This is a genomic window from Streptomyces sp. NBC_01428, from assembly GCF_036231965.1.
Lineage (GTDB): Bacteria > Actinomycetota > Actinomycetes > Streptomycetales > Streptomycetaceae > Streptomyces.
On record NZ_CP109499.1, the window covers coordinates 4,946,205 to 4,961,455 of the forward strand.

Sequence of the window (15,251 nt, forward strand, 5' to 3'; positions counted from 1 at the left end):
TCAGCCCCTACCTGCGGATTCCGGTGGCGAACGGCAGTGTGTTGACGAAGGCGCGGTGGTGCTCGCGGTCGCACCACTCCAGCTTCAGGTACGACTTGCCGGCCGAGGCGCGGATGGTGCGCTTGTCGCGCGCGAGCGCCTCGGGGTTGCGCGAGGACACCGTGATGTAGCCGACGAGGTTGACGCCCGCGGCGCCGCTCGCGAGGTCCTCGCCGCGCTGGTCGAGCCGGTTGTGCGAGGCGATGTCGCGGGGGTCGACGGTGCGGTTCATCTTGGCGGCGCGGCTGGTCTCGGCGTCGTCGTTCGTCTTCTCGGTCAGCATGCGTTCGATGGCGATCTCGGTCGGTTCGAGGTCCATCGTCACGGAGACCGTGCGGATGACGTCCGGGGTGTGGACGAGCAGCGGGGCGAGGAAGTTGACCCCCACGGGGGTCATCGGCCACTCCTTCACCCAGGCCGTGGAGTGGCACCAGGGCGCGCGGGTGGAGGACTCGCGGGTCTTCGCCTGGAGGTACGTCGGTTCCATGGCGTCCAGCTCGGCCGGCCAGGCGTTGCGCTTGGTCATGGCCTGGATGTGGTCGATCGGGTGGTCCGGGTCGTACATCGAGTGCACCAGGGAGGCGAGCCGCCCCTGACCGAGCGGCTGCCGTACGCGGATGTCGGCTTCCTGGAGCCGGGAGCAGATGTCGGTCAGCTCGCGCGCCATGACGACGGCGAGTCCGGCGTCCCGGTCGAGCTTGCGTCCGCCCTGCGGCCGGGCGGCGCGCGCCATGGCCTGCGCCTCGGAGGCCAGTTCGCGCGAGTAGTGCATGCACGCGACGAGGTAGGCGCGGTGCTGCTCGCTGCTGGTGGACACCATCGACTGGAGCTGGTCGTAGGACTGCTGGAGCCAGCCCGGGGCGCGCTCGTCACCGCGGACCGAGACGTCCTTGGCGTGGGCGTCCGGGTCGGCGGGGAGGGTGCGGGCGAGCATCTGGAGGCGGGTGACGAAGCCGTCGCCGTTCGCCACGTGCTTGAGCAGCGTGCCGAAGCGGTCGACGAGGGCCTCCTGGTCCTCGCTGTCGCGCAGGCCGACGCCGGGTCCCTCGATCTCGATGGCGGCCGTGACGGTGCGCCGGTCGGCGTGCAGCAGCACGGCGATCTCGTCGGGGCCGAAGGGGGCGGCGAGCCAGGAGATCCGGCCGATGCCGGGCGGCGGGCCGATCTCGACCTCCTTGCCGTCGATGCGGACTCCGGCCTCCATCACCTGGCTGCGGTACGCGGTGCCCTTGCGCAGGCTCCGCTTGTAGCTGCGGTTGATCTCGAACCACTTGTAGAACGTGCGGCGCTTGTACGGGACGTACACCGCGGCCAGCGCGAGCAGCGGGAAGCCCATGAGCAGCACGATCCGCAGGGACAGGACCGGGACGATCAGGCCGCACATCATGCCGAGGAACGCGCCCGCGATGATGAGCGCGATCTCGCCGGACTCGCGGTTGCGGCCGACGATCGCGTTCGGCCGGGCGCGGCCGATCAGATATGTACGGCGGGGCGTGACCACGTGGGACACGTGGGACTCGGTCGTCAACGCCCTTCACCTCCCGTGCTGTTGGTGCTGCTGTTGCGGGTGTTGCTCGCGTGCGGGGTGTTGACCGGGCTGCTACGCGGTGGGGGTGCGGCGGAGGGGACAGATCCGCCGCCTCCGTTCGGCGTACGACTGCTGTGCGCGGCCACACCACCGGACGCGGGGTTGGCGGGGCGGGGCTGGCTGCTCCCGCCTCCGCCGCCGTTGTTGTCCGCGCGGGTGCTGTGCGTCTTGATGCCCTGCGCGACCATGGTGGCCGGGGAGCTGATGACGGCGGCTGCCTTGCCTTCGGCGCCCTGCATGATGCGGTTGTTGCGGGATCCGGCGAGTTCGTCGCCGAAGCCCGGTACGAAGCGGTAGATCATCGCGCTGGCGAAGATGGCGAGCAGGATGATGGCGAGGCCGGAGACGACCGCGGAGAAGGCGTCGGGGCCGCTGTCGGAGCTGAGGGCGCCGGCGAGGCCGAGCACGATCACGATGACCGGCTTCACCAGGATCACCGCGATCATGATGCCCGCCCAGCGGCGGACGTGGCCCCACAGGTTCTTGTCGACGAGGCCCGCGTAGACGACGGTGCCCAGCAGGGCGCCGACGTAGAGCAGGGCTGCCCGGATCACCAGCTCCAGCCAGAGGACGCCGGCGGCCAGGATCGAGACCAGCGAGACGACGATCAGCATGATCGGGCCGCCGCCGATGTTCTCGCCCTTGCCGAGCGCGCCGGAGAACGTCCCGAAGAACGCGTCCGTCTGGTTCCCGGTGGTCTTGGCGAGCACCTCCGTCACGCCGTCCGTCGCCGAGACGACCGTGTAGAGGATCAACGGGGTGAACGCCGAGGCCAGCACGGTCAGCCAGAGGAACCCGATCGCCTCGGACAGGGCCGTGCCGAGGGGGACACCCCGGACGGCCCGCTTCGCCACGGCCAGCAGCCACAGCAGCAGGGTCAGGATCGTGGACGCCGCGAAGACGACGGCGTACTGCTGGAGGAACTTGGGGTTCGTGAAGTCGACGTTGGCGGTGTCGTTCACGGCGGAGGAGAGTTTGTCGACGGTCCAGGAGGCGGCGTCGGCGCAGCCCTTCGCCAGGGAGGACAGGGGGTCGAGGGTCGACCCGAGCCCCCCGGGGTCACTGGTGAGGCCGGTCTTGCCGCCGCCCTTGTCGCTCTCGCAGTACTTCTTGGCGGGGCCGCGCACGAGATCGCACGCGTTGCTGCTGGGAGTCGGGGTGGGGGCCGCCATGGCGTTGGTGGCCAGCAGGACGGCGGCCGACTGCACGGCCGCCACCGCGGCAGCGAGCGAGAGGGCACGACGCGGCTTGTTAGCGGGCATACGTGAACCCTCCGTACTCCTCGACAGCCTTGGTCATGTCGTCGGCGGTGGAGGCCTTCTGGTCCCGACCGACCGGGACCGGCCCGTCCTTCTGGGTGAAGTCGGCGACCTTCCAGTCGCCGCCCACCCACTTGAGCTGGTAGGTCGTCGTGTACCAGCTCTCGGACACCGGGTTGGTGGATCCTTCTCCGGTCAGTCCGAACAGCGACGTGTACCAGAGCTCGACGGTGGCCGTGTCACCGCCGGACGCGGTGAGTTTGGTGCCCACGGGGATGATCCGCGAGACGAACGTCTGACCTGCCGGTGCGGCCCCGCTCTTGTCCAGACCGATGTTGGTCAGGAACTTCTCACTGGAGTACGCCGCGTCCAGGTCGGGCTGCCGTGCGGCGGCCACGTCGGGCGCGTACACGGCGTCGACGATCGCGTGCCGCTGTCCGGTGTCGAACATCCCCGTCGAGCCCAGCGCGATCCCGTAGTTGGTGGCCGCGCTCTGCGCGCCCTCCCCCGTGTGGGGGAAGCCCGAGGGGATGCCTGCGGATCTGGTGTCCACGGGGTGGTCGCCCGAGGCGGCCGTCGGGGACGTCTTCGCCTTGTCGCCGCCCGTGTCGCCCGACGAGGGCGAGTCGTCGCCGCGGTTCGCGAAGGCGATCGCGGCGATGAGGAGGACGACGACGCCGACGACCGTGATCAGGCTCCGGGAGGAGGATCCGCGGCCCCGGCGCGCGCCGCCGTAGACGTCGCCCGGGCGGTCGGGGAGGCGGGTGCGGGTCTGGCCGGAGCCGCCGTACCCTCCGTCCTCGCCGCGCGAGGCGTCGCCGTACCCGGGTTCGTCTCCGAGACTCATGCCGCGTACGCCCCCTCAACCTCTCGCTGAACCACGTAGTACGACGGTAGCCGTGCTGGTTCCCGCGCGGGCGCGGTGTGGTGACTCGACATCAGGGAAACGCAACCTCAGCCGGTGGGCACGACGGACGGGTGGGTCGGAGGACGGGGTGTCCGGGCACGCCCGGCCGGGGACTGACGGTGCGCCGGCTGCGGCGCGGTCCGGCCGGGCTACACGGCCATGCCGTACACGATGGTGAAGAGCGTGCCGAGGGAACCGATGATGAAGACTCCCGTGAGCCCGGCGATGATGAGGCCCTTGCCCTGTTCGGCGCTGAAGGTGTCGCGGAGGGCGGTCGCGCCGATGCGCTGCTTGGCCGCTCCCCAGATCGCGATGCCGAGGCACAGCAGGATGGCGACCGCCATCACCACCTCGACCATCACCTTGGCTTCGTTGCCCAGGCTGCCGAAGGGGCCCCAGTCCGGGGCGATCCCGCCGATGATCGTGTTGATGTCGCCCTTGTCGGCTGCGAAAAGCATGTAAGTCACCGCCCCTAGTGGGTAGTTCTGCACCCCCTGCCACTGCGCAGAGGTCGGGCCCATTCTCGCCGACAAAGACGCCTTCGTATGTCGACTTGACGTCATTGGTTGGCGGATTTCGCACGAATCCCTTGTCACCGGCGTGCGCGGGGACCCTTTCGGGAGGCGTACGGCGGTATACGTAGAGTCGTATGGTCACTCTGTGTATCACGGCCGGTCACGCCGGGCAATGAAGTGGGAGCGAAACCTGTCGTGTGGTTCCGTCGTTGTCCCCTTCTACGGCGCTCGCGCGGACCGCTGCCGGCCGACACGGCGCCCCCGTACCGCTCATGACGGTCCGTCGCCTCCAGGCTATCCCCCCGTGCGGGCGCGGGGGTACGCGCGTGGGGCTTCCGCAAGGGCGGACCGAGGCACCTCGGCTCAGGGGCGGTCGTCTGAGGGAGCCGGGGGCCGCTCGTCGTGGGCGCCCGCCACGAAGTGGTCGAACTCGCCCGCCCGGACACCCAGGACGAACGCGTCCCATTTCCTGCGCGTGGTGGTGACGACGTTCTCCGGGTCGCCGGTCTCCCGGAGGTGGACCAGGCCGTCCGTGCCGAAGGCGAGCTCGATCCAGGGGCCGGGTCCGGTCACGCCGTCCGGCGCGGCCCGCACCCAGTCGAGGCCCGGGGGGATGTCGGTCAACGGTGGTGTTCCTCTCCGGCCAGGTGGAAGCAGGCCTCTGCCTCGCCGCGTCCGGACCCCGGGTCCGTGATCGGAGACTTCCGCGGCCACCGTATCCCCGGCCCACGGCCCTCGTGGCGCGTGGACGGCAGCTCGCCCGGGGCTGTCCGGAAGAGGGCTGTCACCCGGCCGGCCGCCCTGCCGGGCCCGGGCCCCGCAGGGCCCGCGGGGTCTGGACGGGCGGCGCCGGAGGTCTCGGGCGATACTCGGACTCGTCCAAGGTTTCGCTCACCCGCTCGGGGCAAGGTGAGAGGCGATGAAGCGCACCCGCGTCACCCCTTTCCCCGGAGCCAGGCGGCGGCCCGCGCTGCTCGGCGCGGCGGTCGTGCTGCTGGCCGTGACGTCCTCGTCGGTGGCGGTGGCCGACGACGGGCCGGGACCGTTCGGCGTGACCGTCCAGGCCGCCGCGAACGCCCGCACGGCCCGCATCGGCGCCCTGTTCCACGGGGACGCGGCGAGCAAGGGCGGCGGCGGGCACTTCTGCACCGCCTCCGTCGTGCACAGCGCGGGACACGACCTCCTCATCACCGCGGCCCACTGCCTGGACGGGGGCCGGGCGATGTCCTTCGCGCCCGGCTACCGGGACGGCACCGCGCCGTACGGGTTCTGGGACGTCCGGCGCGTGTTCCTGCCCGACGGGTGGAAGAACGGGCGAGCCGAGGACAGGGAGGACAGCGACATCGCGTTCGCCGTCCTCGGCGAGCGGGACGGCAAGAAGGCCGAGGACGCCGTCGGCGGCGCCAACGCCTTCGCCGCGCACCGCGCCACCGGAGCCACCGCGGTCACCGTCACCGGATACCCCAGCTCCGCGGACACCGCCATCACCTGCACCGACAAGCCCACCGCGCAGAGCCGCACGCAGCAGCGCGTCGCGTGCCCCGACTTCGCCGGCGGGACCAGCGGCAGCCCCTGGGTGAACGGGGACGGCGCCGTCGTCGGCGTGATCGGCGGCCACGAGCAGGGCGGGAAGACCGACGACATCTCGTACAGCGCCGTGTTCGGCACCGAGGCCGCCGACCTCTACCGCGAGGCCGGACTGGCCGGCTAGGGACTGGCCGGTTAGGGACTGTCCGGCGGAACCTCGCCTCCCGCCTGTGCGCGATCTCCCCCGCGCGCGGAGCCCGCCTCTACACTGACGTCGGCGGACTCCTGTGCGGTGAGGGGCGGTTGACGGTGCGTAAGGCGTGGATCGTGGCGACCGTTGCCATCGGCGCGGGGATCAGCTTCGTGATGCTGCTCGTCGTCGGCGTCTACATGGTCGCCGGGAACCTCGCCAACGGCATCGGCGGCGGCGCCGTCGGACTCGCCAAGGGCGCCGTGCCCGCCGCGTACCAGCCCCTCGTGCAGAAGTGGGGCAATCTCTGCGGAGCGATCAATCCCGCGCTGCTGGCCGCCCAGCTGTATCAGGAGAGCGGATTCAATCCGAACGCGAAGAGTCCCGCGAAGGCCGAAGGGATAGCGCAATTCATCCCGGGGACCTGGGCCACGCACGGAGTGGACGGTGACGGCGACGGTGACCGCGACGTCTGGGACCCGAATGACGCGATTCCGTCGGCGGCCTCGTACGACTGCCAGCTCGCCTCGTACGTGAAGAACGCGCCCGGAAACGTCACCGAGAACATGCTCGCCGCCTACAACGCGGGCGCGTACGCGGTCATCAAGTACAAGGGCGTACCGCCGTACAAAGAGACCCAGAACTACGTGAAGACGATCACCACGCTGTCGAAGAGCTTCGCCGCTCCGGTGACCCGCGTGGACCCGTCGAAGCAGGCCGCGACCGCCATCACCTACGCGCAGAAGAAGCTCGGCACGCCCTACCTGTGGGGTGGCACCGGCACCGCTGACCAGGGCGGACGCTTCGACTGCTCGGGTCTCACCCAGGCCTCCTACGAGAGCGCCGGGATCACCCTGCCGCGGGTCGCCAACGACCAGTACAACGCGGGAGCGCACCCCAAGAGGTCCGAACTCCTGCCGGGCGACCTGGTGTTCTTCTCCGACGACCTCACCAACTCCCGCGCCATCCGGCACGTGGGGATCTACGTGGGCGGCGGATACATGATCGACGCGCCCCGCACAGGTGCCGTCATCCGCTTCGACCCCATCGACACCCCCGACTACTTCGGGGCCACCCGAGTGACGGAAGATGGCGCGAAAGCATTGCCCACTTCGATCTGAACCCACCCCCTGAGCTGCGGCGATGTGTCTCTCTTCGATAACGTCTGCGTGATCGTTCCGTGGAGTGCGGAACCCACCGCAGGGAACTGTGCGTTCCTATTCCACGTAGAGAACCTGTTCTACGACCACGGGGGTGGATCGAGCGGCGCGCGAAAAGGCGCGACCGTGGGAAAGACGACGAAGGGGCCGCAGCACCATGGCTGGACTCGCCGAATCCGGTTCGAACCCCGACGTCGACCTGCTGTACGACATCAATGGCCTGGCCAAGGACGCGCCGCACTGGTTCGACCGCGGTATGGAGTTCGTCGGTGAGTGGGGTCTCCTGCTCGCGATGGTCCTCCTGGTCGTCGGGTGCTGGTGGACCGTCCGGCGGCGGGGCGGCACCGACGCCGCGTCCTCCGTGGCCGCCCTCGTCTGGGCCCCGCTCGCGGCCGGCATCGCCGTCCTGGTGAACGTTCCGATACGGGGTTTCGTGGAGCGGCCGCGCCCCTTCGTCGACCACCAGGGCCTCGACGTCCTCATCGGCGGCAAGACCGACTTCTCCTTCGTCAGCGACCACGCGACGCTCACCATGGCGATGGGCGTCGGACTCTTCGTCGCGAACCGCAAGTTCGGCCTCGCCGGCATAGGGCTCGCCCTGCTCGAAGGCTTCTGCCGCGTCTACATGGGAGTGCACTACCCGACGGACGTCATCGGCGGCTTCGCCCTCGGCACCGCGGTCGCCCTGTTGCTGTCGCCGCTCGCCATGGCCCTGCTGACCCCGGTCATGAAGGCCGTGGAGCGGTCCCCGCGCGCGGGACGGCTGATCCGCGCGCGGAACGGCGCTCCCGCCGGGCAGGAGACGCTCATCCCCGGGGCGCGCACCGAGCACTCCGAGGAGCGGGACCTCGCGGCCTGAGCGTGCGAGCGGGTGCCCGCGGCGGTGACGGGCGGCGCCCGCTGCCGGGGCGCCCGTCACGGCGGCGGACTACAGCGCCTGCGGGAACGAGAAGAAGCGGTCCGGGTCGTAACGGTGCTTCAGCGTCTTGAGGCGGGTCGCCGCGTCCCCGTAGTAGGCCTTGCGCCAGTCCGTCAGGGTCGCGTCCGTGTAGTTCTGGTAGGCCGCGCCCGAGGCGTGCCGGGCCATCGCGTGGTGCGCGCCGGTCAGCCAGGACTGGGCGGTGGTGCCGGACGTGCCCGCCTGCCACGACACGATGTACTGCGCGAGCATCCGGGAGCGGCGGTGCACGAACGCCGTCGCCGTGGGCGACACCCGGTTGACCGCGCCGCCGAGCGCCGTGAGCGCGATGCTGCCCGCCCCGCCGCGGACCGCGGAGATCTGGCTCAGCAGCGTCTGGATGCCGGCCGCGGAGATCGACCGGTCGAAGAAGTCCGAACGGGCCGCGTACGTCTCGCGTCCGAGGGCGCCCTGCGTGTCGCGGCCCGGCGTCGAGCCCGGCAGATGGCACTGGGCGTCCGCCGAGAACGACGAGCAGCCCGCGTACACCTCCATCGACTCCTCGTACGAACGCCGCTTGAGGGAGACGCTGCGCGCGGGGGAGCCGATGCGGTCGGCCAGTTTGTCCACGGCGTTCTGGAGCTCGCCGTAGGTGCCGAGGGAGAAGGCGGCGACCGAGACGGTCGGGCTGCCGCCGGAGGCGCTCGCGAGATGGCACGACGACCAGATCTCGTCCGGCTGGTCCGGGCCCCATTCCTGCCAGGCCTTCACCACGGCGGCGGCCTTCGCCCACGGCCAGGTCATGTACGCGGAGACGCCCTGCGGCGCCGGGTGGGTCTTGAAGCGCAGTTCGGTCACGACGCCGAAGTTGCCGTTGCCCGCGCCGCGCAGCGCCCAGAACAGGTCCTTGTTCGCGGAGGAGTCGGCGGTCAGCTGCTTGCCGTCGGCGGTGATCAGCGTCGCCTGCGTGAGGCTGTCGCAGGTCAGTCCGTACGCCCGTGACACCACGCCGTGGCCGCCGCCCAGCGTCAGACCGGAGACGCCCACGGTGGGGCAGGAGCCCGCGGGGATCGTGACGCCCTTCGCGGCCAGCGTCCGGTAGACGTCGATCAGCTTCGAGCCGGCCCCGACGACGGCCTCGTTCGCCGAGGCGCGGATCTTGTTCAGCTTGGAGACGTCGATGATCAGGCGGCCGTCTCCGGAGGACCAACCGGCGTACGAGTGGCCGCCGTTGCGTATCGACACCTTGACCCCGTGGGCGCGGGCGTAGTCCATCGTCGTGCGTATGTCGCCGGCGTGCGCGACGTAGGCGACGGCGGCGGGCTTCAGGCCGTCGAAGCGCGTGTTGTACAGCTGGTGCGCGGCCGACCAGCTGCGGTCGCCCGGGCGCACGAGGGCACCGTCCAGGGAATGGGAGAGGGCTGTCCAGTTGGCGGCCGCGCGCGTGCTCGCGGTCGCCGAGCGTATGCCGGAGGCGTCCGCCGCGCTGTTCCCCGCCGTGCCGGAGGCACCTGAAGCACCGCCGCTGTCCGTGCCGTTGCACGCGGACGTCGCCGCCGCCGCGAGGACGGCTGTGGTGCCGCCGATGAACGTACGCCGTTGCATGTGCGCCTCCCCTGGGTTCCGTGGAACGAGACGGGCCCCCGGGCCCGCAGGTTCCACGTCCGAACGTCGCGAAACCGCTACAGCTCCCGCATCCCAGCACGCGCGCACCGTGAGGGGAACGGCGGGGTGGTCACGAAGGGGGAGCGAAAGGCGGAAAGGGAGGGGATGGAGAGGAGGGAGAGGAGGCCGGTGGGGGAGAGGGAGACGGGGGAGGGGCGGACGAGTGTTCCTCAGGGGGCGTCGCGTTCCTCAGGGGGTGTCGCCCGTCGCGTGGGCCGCGCCGTCCGCGCGGGCCTGGCTTCTCGCGCGGCGGGCCGGGCCCCGCCAGCCGCAGGTGCAGCGGGCCAGACAGAAGGGACCTTGCTCGACGGTGGTCGCGCGGTGCTCTGATACCGGGTCGGTGATGTCCTGCTGCTCCACACCGACAACGTTACCCAAGGCAAGTGAACGGACTCCTGCCGCGTGACGACCGCCCCCACCCGTCGTTAAGCGGGAGGACAGGGAGGCCCGGGACGGACCGGCTGGGGGTCGGCGGACGATGGTGGCGCAGCAGGAGGGACGGGCGACCGCGATGGCGCTCGTCATGGCGGGACTCGTGGTCTGCGGAACCGGGTGCTCGGGCGGCGGGGCCGCCGCCGAGGACGTCGGCACCGGCGCCGACACCGTGGGGACGCTGCGCCAGGCGGCCGGCGCGCTGGAACGCGCGGGCAGCGCCAAGGCCACCACGTCCATGGAGATGGCGACCGGCGGCACCCGGGTCACCATTCGCGGACAGGGCGTCTACGACTTCAGGAAGCAGACCGGTCGGCTGAAGGTGCTGCTGCCCGAGGACCCCGCCGGGGCCGACGAGCACCGGCCGATCACCGAGCTGCTCGCCCCGGGTGCGCTGTTCATGAAGAACCGGGGCGCCGGTGTGCCCGCCGACAAGTGGGTCCGGGTGGACACCGCCGGTCTCTCGGACGGGAACCTGGTCACCGGCGGGGCCACCGACCCGTACGCCGCGGCCGAGCTGCTGCGCGGCGCGCGGACGGCCACGTACGTGGGCCGGACCGAGGTGGCCGGCACCTCGGTGCGGCACTACCGCGGGACCGCCGATCTGCTGGTGGCCGCGCGGGGTGCGTCCACCGGGCAGCGGCCCGCGCTGAACGCGGCGGCGAAAGGGTTCGCCACCACCGCCGTGCCGTTCGACGCCTACCTCGACGACCAGGGGCGGCTGCGCAAGGTCCGGCACCGGTTCAGTTTCGTCAACGACCAGAAGAAGGGCACCGTCGACGTCGCCTCGACGACCCTGCTGTACGACTTCGGCGCCGCAGCGGACGTACGGCTGCCCGACTCCGCGGACATCTACGCCGGGAAGATCGCGGAGTAGTGGGTTCCGGCGGAATGGGCAAGAGCATCCGGAGCCGTAGTTTCACCGGAGGGCCGGAAATGGCCCTTCCGTGCCATGCGCGGTGTGTAGGCCGCTCCCTACTCTAGGAAGTCGGTGACGGCAGGAAGAGGTGATGCACGTGGCTCCGGTCGGCGGTACGGCAGTTCAGGACCACGTGGCCCTCGCCGAGATCGAGTTGTGCGGTGACCTGATCATCGCGGCCTCGGCCGCCGACGAGGACCGGCTCAGCCTGGAGAGCATCGACGAGGTGCTGAAAGTGGCCGAAGAACGCGCCCGTCCGCGCGGCACGGGGGACTAGCGCCCGGCTGTGAGGGCGCGGCGCCGCGGAGCAGGCGTCCTGTTCCGTCCGTTCGGTCCGGAGTTCCGGTTCAGGTGCTCGGAGTCCCGCCCTCCGGAGGTCCGGTCCAGGCACTCGACCTCCCGGCGTGCGGAGCTCCGGTTCGGGCGCTCGGCGTCCCGTCCTGTCGCACGGCGTTCGGGACGCGGGGCCTGGTGTCGCGTCGACTCTGCGTCCCGGTCCGGGTCCGGAACGTCACATGAGTCGGGGATGTCACATACGTCCCCCGCGTCGCGTGCGTCACATCTCTCAGGTGCGGAGCAGGCGGCCGATCGCCTTCGTCGCTTCTTCGACCTTGGCGTCGATCTCGTCGCCGCCCTTGAGGGCCGCGTCCGCGACGCAGTGCCGCAGGTGCTCCTCCAGGAGCTGGAGGGCGAAGGACTGCAGGGCCTTCGTGGAGGCGGAGACCTGGGTGAGTATGTCGATGCAGTAGACGTCCTCGTCGACCATCCGCTGGAGCCCGCGGATCTGCCCCTCGATCCGGCGCAGCCGCTTCAGGTGCTCGTCTTTCTGCTGGTGGTAGCCGTGGATCCCGCGGTCGTGATCGGTCACGACCTCGTGTTCTCCGCCGGAGGGCGCGGTCGCGCCGGCCTCGGTGCTCGTCATCGCGTCCTCCTGGTGGTCCGCTCGGCGGTTTTGTCAGGGGCCTGCCCGGGGACTGTCCCGGATGCCGGTCGTGATCCGGCCGGAAAGCCTGGCCGAATCTCGTCTGTTAAGCCCTGTACGTATACCCCTGGTGGGTATATGGTATCGAACTTTGCCGGGTATAGGGCCCTTGCCAGAAGCCGGTACCGGACCCTGTGCTGATCACTCTGCCCGATGGGCGACACTGGGGGACGGCCCATTAGCCGTGGCCGGATGATGCGCCTAGCATCAGCCTGACCGAACCGAAGCACCCCGAGGACCCCAACGTGCGCTTTCGTCTGACCCCCAGGGAGACGAGCTTCTACGACATGTTCTCCGCATCCGCGGACAACATCGTCACGGGCTCGAAACTCCTGATGGAACTGCTCGGCGCGGACACCTCCGCCCGGGCCGAGATCGCAGAGCGTATGCGGGCCGCCGAACACGCCGGTGACGATGCGACACACGCGATCTTCCACCAGCTGAACTCCTCGTTCATCACGCCGTTCGACCGCGAGGACATCTACAACCTGGCGTCCTGCCTCGACGACATCATGGACTTCATGGAGGAGGCCGTCGACCTGGTCGTCCTGTACCAGGTCGAGGAGCTGCCCAAGGGTGTCGAGCAGCAGATCGAGGTGCTGGCGCGGGCCGCGGAGCTGACCGCGGAGGCCATGCCGAACCTGCGGACCATGGACAACCTCACCGAGTACTGGATCGAGGTCAACCGTCTGGAGAACCAGGCCGACCAGATCCACCGCAAGCTGCTGGCCCACCTCTTCAACGGCAAGTACGACGCCATCGAGGTGCTGAAGCTCAAGCAGATCGTGGACGTGCTGGAGGAAGCGGCCGACGCGTTCGAGCACGTGGCGAACACGGTGGAGACCATCGCCGTCAAGGAGTCCTGACCCGTTCATGGACACCTTTGCTTTGATCGTGACCATCGGGGTCGCGCTCGGATTCACGTACACGAACGGTTTTCACGACTCGGCGAACGCCATCGCCACGTCCGTGTCCACGCGTGCCCTGACGCCCCGGGCCGCGCTCGCCATGGCCGCGGTGATGAACCTCGCCGGTGCCTTCCTCGGCAGCGGGGTCGCCAAGACCGTCAGTGAGGGGCTGATCGAGACGCCGGAGGGCTCGAAGGGGATGGGTATCCTCTTCGCCGCTCTCATCGGCGCGATCACCTGGAACCTGGTCACCTGGTACTTCGGCCTGCCCTCGTCGTCCTCGCACGCCCTGTTCGGCGGCATGGTCGGCGCGGCTCTGGCCGGCGGCACGACGGTCTACTGGAACGGCGTGCTCGACAAGATCATCATTCCGATGTTCCTCTCGCCCGTGGTCGGTCTGCTCGTCGGCTATCTGGTGATGGCCGCGATCATGTGGCTGTTCCGGCGCGCCAACCCGCACAAGGCCAAGCGCGGCTTCCGTATCGCGCAGACCGTCTCGGCGGCCGGCATGGCGCTCGGACACGGTCTTCAGGACGCCCAGAAGACGATGGGCATCGTCGTGATGGCGCTGGTCATCGCCGATGTGCAGGGTCCCGGCGACCCGATCCCGGTCTGGGTGAAGCTCGTCTGCGCGATGATGCTGTCGCTGGGGACGTACGCCGGTGGCTGGCGCATCATGCGGACGCTCGGGCGGAAGATCATCGAGCTCGATCCGCCGCAGGGGTTCGCCGCGGAGACGACCGGTGCATCGATCATGTTCGCCACCGCCTACATCTTCAAGGCGCCGATCTCCACGACGCATGTCATCACGTCCGCGATCATGGGTGTGGGGGCTACGAAGCGGGTGAAGGCCGTGCGGTGGGGTGTCGCCAAGAACATCGTCCTCGGCTGGTTCATCACCATGCCGGCGGCGGCGCTCGTGGCCGCGCTGAGCTTCTGGATCGTGAACGTCGCGGTTCTCTAGCGGGCTTTGCGTTCCCGTTCTTCCAGGGTCCGGTCGTCCGGAGGGTTTCCTCCGGGGGGCCGGATCTTTTGTTTCGCCCCCTCCGCCCCTTCCCTTCCCGTCCCCGAGGGCTGCGCCCCCGGACCCCCCTTCGGCCTGGACGGCCTCGTCCTCAAGCGCCGGACAGGCTGAAGCGAGGGCTGTGTTCCGGGACCCGGTTCCGCCTGGACGGTGGCTTTGTCCTCAAGGGCCGGACGGGCTGAGGCGAGGGCTGTGTTCCGGGACCCGGTTCCGCCTGGACGGCCTTGTCCTCAAGCGCCGGACGGGCTGACCGGGCCTTGTCCTCAAGTGCCGGACGGGCTGAAGATTTCCTGCGTGGCCGAGTTGAAGGCTCATGGTCCGGACGGGCCGATACGTAAACGAGTGGGCCCGCCCCCGGGAGCCAGGGGCGGGCCCTTTTCGTCCTCGCGGTGGCACCGCCATGCAGCACCGCGAGGGGTTCGAGGAGGAGGTCCGGTCTAGCCGAAGCGACCGGAGATGTAGTCCTCCGTGGCCTGGACGGACGGGTTGGAGAAGATCCGCTCCGTGTCGTCTATCTCGATGAGGCGGCCGGGCTGGCCGACCGCGGACAGGTTGAAGAACGCCGTGCGGTCGGAGACGCGGGCGGCCTGCTGCATGTTGTGCGTCACGATGACGATCGTGAAGCGCTCCTTCAGCTCGCCGATGAGGTCCTCGATGGCGAGGGTGGAGATCGGGTCCAGGGCCGAGCAGGGCTCGTCCATGAGGAGGACCTGCGGCTCCACCGCGATCGCCCGCGCGATGCACAGGCGCTGCTGCTGGCCGCCGGAGAGACCGGAGCCGGGCTTGTTCAGCCGGTCCTTGACCTCGTTCCAGAGGTTCGCGCCCTTGAGGGACTTCTCGACGACGTCGCTCAGCTCCGACTTCTTGTAGGAGCCGTTGAGCTTCAGGCCCGCCGCCACGTTGTCGAAGATCGACATCGTGGGGAAGGGGTTGGGACGCTGGAACACCATGCCGATGGTGCGGCGCACGGCGACCGGGTCGATCGAGCTGCCGTACAGGTCCTCGTCGTCCAGCAGCACCTTGCCCTCGACGCGGCCACCGGGGGTGACCTCGTGCATGCGGTTCAGGGTGCGCAGGAAGGTCGACTTGCCGCAGCCGGAGGGGCCGATGAAGGCCGTCACCGAGCGGGGCTCGACCGTCATGGAGATGTCTTCGATCGCCTTGTGGGCGCTGTAGTAGGCGGTCAGACCGCTTACGTCGATTCGCTTGGCCATGTCAGTTCACTGCTTCTTTCGAAA

The 15,251-nt window shown here is 69.9% G+C and carries 16 protein-coding genes; 7 read left to right on the plus strand and 9 right to left on the minus strand.

The genetic code is table 11. The features are described 5' to 3' along the window. Positions 1-7 precede the first annotated feature (7 nt). The 5 genes from OG406_RS21455 to OG406_RS21475 form a co-directional block, all read right to left on the minus strand. A complete protein-coding gene (locus OG406_RS21455; protein WP_081218165.1) occupies positions 8-1,567 on the minus strand; it encodes an SCO6880 family protein in 1,560 nt (519 codons plus the stop codon). Continuing rightward, a complete protein-coding gene (locus OG406_RS21460) occupies positions 1,564-2,889 on the minus strand; it encodes a hypothetical protein (protein ID WP_266614882.1) in 1,326 nt (441 codons plus the stop codon). The genes OG406_RS21455 and OG406_RS21460 overlap by 4 nt, the downstream gene beginning before the upstream one ends. After that, the gene (locus OG406_RS21465; protein WP_266614880.1) at positions 2,879-3,733 is read right to left on the minus strand and encodes a hypothetical protein; all 855 of its coding nucleotides are present in this window, start codon (positions 3,731-3,733) and stop codon (positions 2,879-2,881) included. The genes OG406_RS21460 and OG406_RS21465 overlap by 11 nt, the downstream gene beginning before the upstream one ends. A gap of 209 nt (positions 3,734-3,942) precedes the next feature. After that, positions 3,943-4,251, minus strand: coding sequence for a hypothetical protein (locus OG406_RS21470; RefSeq protein WP_037622434.1), 309 nt, complete (start codon positions 4,249-4,251; stop codon positions 3,943-3,945). A gap of 420 nt (positions 4,252-4,671) precedes the next feature. Continuing rightward, positions 4,672-4,932, minus strand: a complete 261-nt coding sequence (locus OG406_RS21475; RefSeq protein ID WP_266614878.1) for a DUF397 domain-containing protein — start codon at positions 4,930-4,932, stop codon at positions 4,672-4,674. A gap of 295 nt (positions 4,933-5,227) precedes the next feature. Here OG406_RS21475 and OG406_RS21480 point away from each other — a divergent pair, with 295 nt between their 5' ends. The 3 genes from OG406_RS21480 (at position 5,228) to OG406_RS21490 (ending at position 8,044) form a co-directional block, all read left to right on the plus strand. Continuing rightward, entirely contained in the window at positions 5,228-6,019 is a 792-nt protein-coding gene (locus tag OG406_RS21480; RefSeq protein ID WP_329187248.1) for a trypsin-like peptidase domain-containing protein, read from the plus strand. Positions 6,020-6,138: 119 nt separating this feature from the next. Continuing rightward, positions 6,139-7,146 carry a bifunctional lytic transglycosylase/C40 family peptidase gene (locus OG406_RS21485; protein ID WP_241539733.1) on the plus strand — a complete coding sequence of 336 codons (1,008 nt, stop codon included), beginning with the start codon at positions 6,139-6,141 and terminating at the stop codon, positions 7,144-7,146. A 196-nt stretch (positions 7,147-7,342) separates the two neighbouring features. Continuing rightward, positions 7,343-8,044, plus strand: a complete 702-nt coding sequence (locus OG406_RS21490; protein WP_164374166.1) for a phosphatase PAP2 family protein — start codon at positions 7,343-7,345, stop codon at positions 8,042-8,044. A 69-nt stretch (positions 8,045-8,113) separates the two neighbouring features. Here OG406_RS21490 and OG406_RS21495 read toward each other — a convergent pair whose 3' ends face one another. After that, on the minus strand, positions 8,114-9,688 hold the full coding sequence (locus OG406_RS21495; protein WP_164374167.1) for an FAD-binding oxidoreductase: 1,575 nt from the start codon (positions 9,686-9,688) through the stop codon (positions 8,114-8,116). Positions 9,689-9,937: 249 nt separating this feature from the next. Then, complete coding sequence (locus OG406_RS21500; protein WP_179165265.1) at positions 9,938-10,108, minus strand: hypothetical protein; 171 nt, start codon at positions 10,106-10,108, stop codon at positions 9,938-9,940. A 118-nt stretch (positions 10,109-10,226) separates the two neighbouring features. Here OG406_RS21500 and OG406_RS21505 point away from each other — a divergent pair, with 118 nt between their 5' ends. Together OG406_RS21505 and OG406_RS21510 are read left to right on the plus strand one after the other, a co-directional pair. Then, positions 10,227-11,057, plus strand: coding sequence for a hypothetical protein (locus OG406_RS21505; protein WP_266614863.1), 831 nt, complete (start codon positions 10,227-10,229; stop codon positions 11,055-11,057). A gap of 133 nt (positions 11,058-11,190) precedes the next feature. Next, positions 11,191-11,376, plus strand: coding sequence for a hypothetical protein (locus tag OG406_RS21510; RefSeq protein WP_081218157.1), 186 nt, complete (start codon positions 11,191-11,193; stop codon positions 11,374-11,376). Positions 11,377-11,664: 288 nt separating this feature from the next. Here OG406_RS21510 and OG406_RS21515 read toward each other — a convergent pair whose 3' ends face one another. After that, on the minus strand, positions 11,665-12,021 hold the full coding sequence (locus OG406_RS21515) for a metal-sensitive transcriptional regulator (protein ID WP_267051239.1): 357 nt from the start codon (positions 12,019-12,021) through the stop codon (positions 11,665-11,667). A 305-nt stretch (positions 12,022-12,326) separates the two neighbouring features. On the opposite strand from OG406_RS21515, the gene OG406_RS21520 reads away from it, so the two are divergent. Continuing rightward, positions 12,327-12,947, plus strand: coding sequence for a DUF47 domain-containing protein (locus OG406_RS21520; protein ID WP_081218155.1), 621 nt, complete (start codon positions 12,327-12,329; stop codon positions 12,945-12,947). A gap of 7 nt (positions 12,948-12,954) precedes the next feature. Next, positions 12,955-13,953, plus strand: coding sequence for an inorganic phosphate transporter (locus tag OG406_RS21525; RefSeq protein WP_266847805.1), 999 nt, complete (start codon positions 12,955-12,957; stop codon positions 13,951-13,953). Positions 13,954-14,450: 497 nt separating this feature from the next. Here the strand turns inward: OG406_RS21525 and pstB are convergent, their stop codons facing one another. After that, positions 14,451-15,227, minus strand: coding sequence for a phosphate ABC transporter ATP-binding protein PstB (gene pstB / locus OG406_RS21530; protein ID WP_164374170.1), 777 nt, complete (start codon positions 15,225-15,227; stop codon positions 14,451-14,453). Between the last annotated feature and the right edge of the window lie 24 nt (positions 15,228-15,251).

What these genes read in the sequence shown, in the direction of transcription:
- OG406_RS21460 (WP_266614882.1), bottom strand. Translation starts at nt 2,889, where the DNA reads ATGCCCGCTAACAAGCCGCGTCGTGCCCTCTCGCTCGCTGCCGCGGTG.
- OG406_RS21465 (WP_266614880.1), bottom strand. Translation starts at nt 3,733, where the DNA reads ATGAGTCTCGGAGACGAACCCGGGTACGGCGACGCCTCGCGCGGCGAG.
- OG406_RS21470 (WP_037622434.1), bottom strand. Translation starts at nt 4,251, where the DNA reads ATGCTTTTCGCAGCCGACAAGGGCGACATCAACACGATCATCGGCGGG.
- OG406_RS21480 (WP_329187248.1), top strand. Translation starts at nt 5,228, where the DNA reads ATGAAGCGCACCCGCGTCACCCCTTTCCCCGGAGCCAGGCGGCGGCCC.
- OG406_RS21490 (WP_164374166.1), top strand. Translation starts at nt 7,343, where the DNA reads ATGGCTGGACTCGCCGAATCCGGTTCGAACCCCGACGTCGACCTGCTG.
- OG406_RS21495 (WP_164374167.1), bottom strand. Translation starts at nt 9,688, where the DNA reads ATGCAACGGCGTACGTTCATCGGCGGCACCACAGCCGTCCTCGCGGCG.
- OG406_RS21505 (WP_266614863.1), top strand. Translation starts at nt 10,227, where the DNA reads ATGGTGGCGCAGCAGGAGGGACGGGCGACCGCGATGGCGCTCGTCATG.
- OG406_RS21510 (WP_081218157.1), top strand. Translation starts at nt 11,191, where the DNA reads ATGCACGTGGCTCCGGTCGGCGGTACGGCAGTTCAGGACCACGTGGCC.
- OG406_RS21515 (WP_267051239.1), bottom strand. Translation starts at nt 12,021, where the DNA reads ATGACGAGCACCGAGGCCGGCGCGACCGCGCCCTCCGGCGGAGAACAC.
- OG406_RS21525 (WP_266847805.1), top strand. Translation starts at nt 12,955, where the DNA reads ATGGACACCTTTGCTTTGATCGTGACCATCGGGGTCGCGCTCGGATTC.
- pstB (WP_164374170.1), bottom strand. Translation starts at nt 15,227, where the DNA reads ATGGCCAAGCGAATCGACGTAAGCGGTCTGACCGCCTACTACAGCGCC.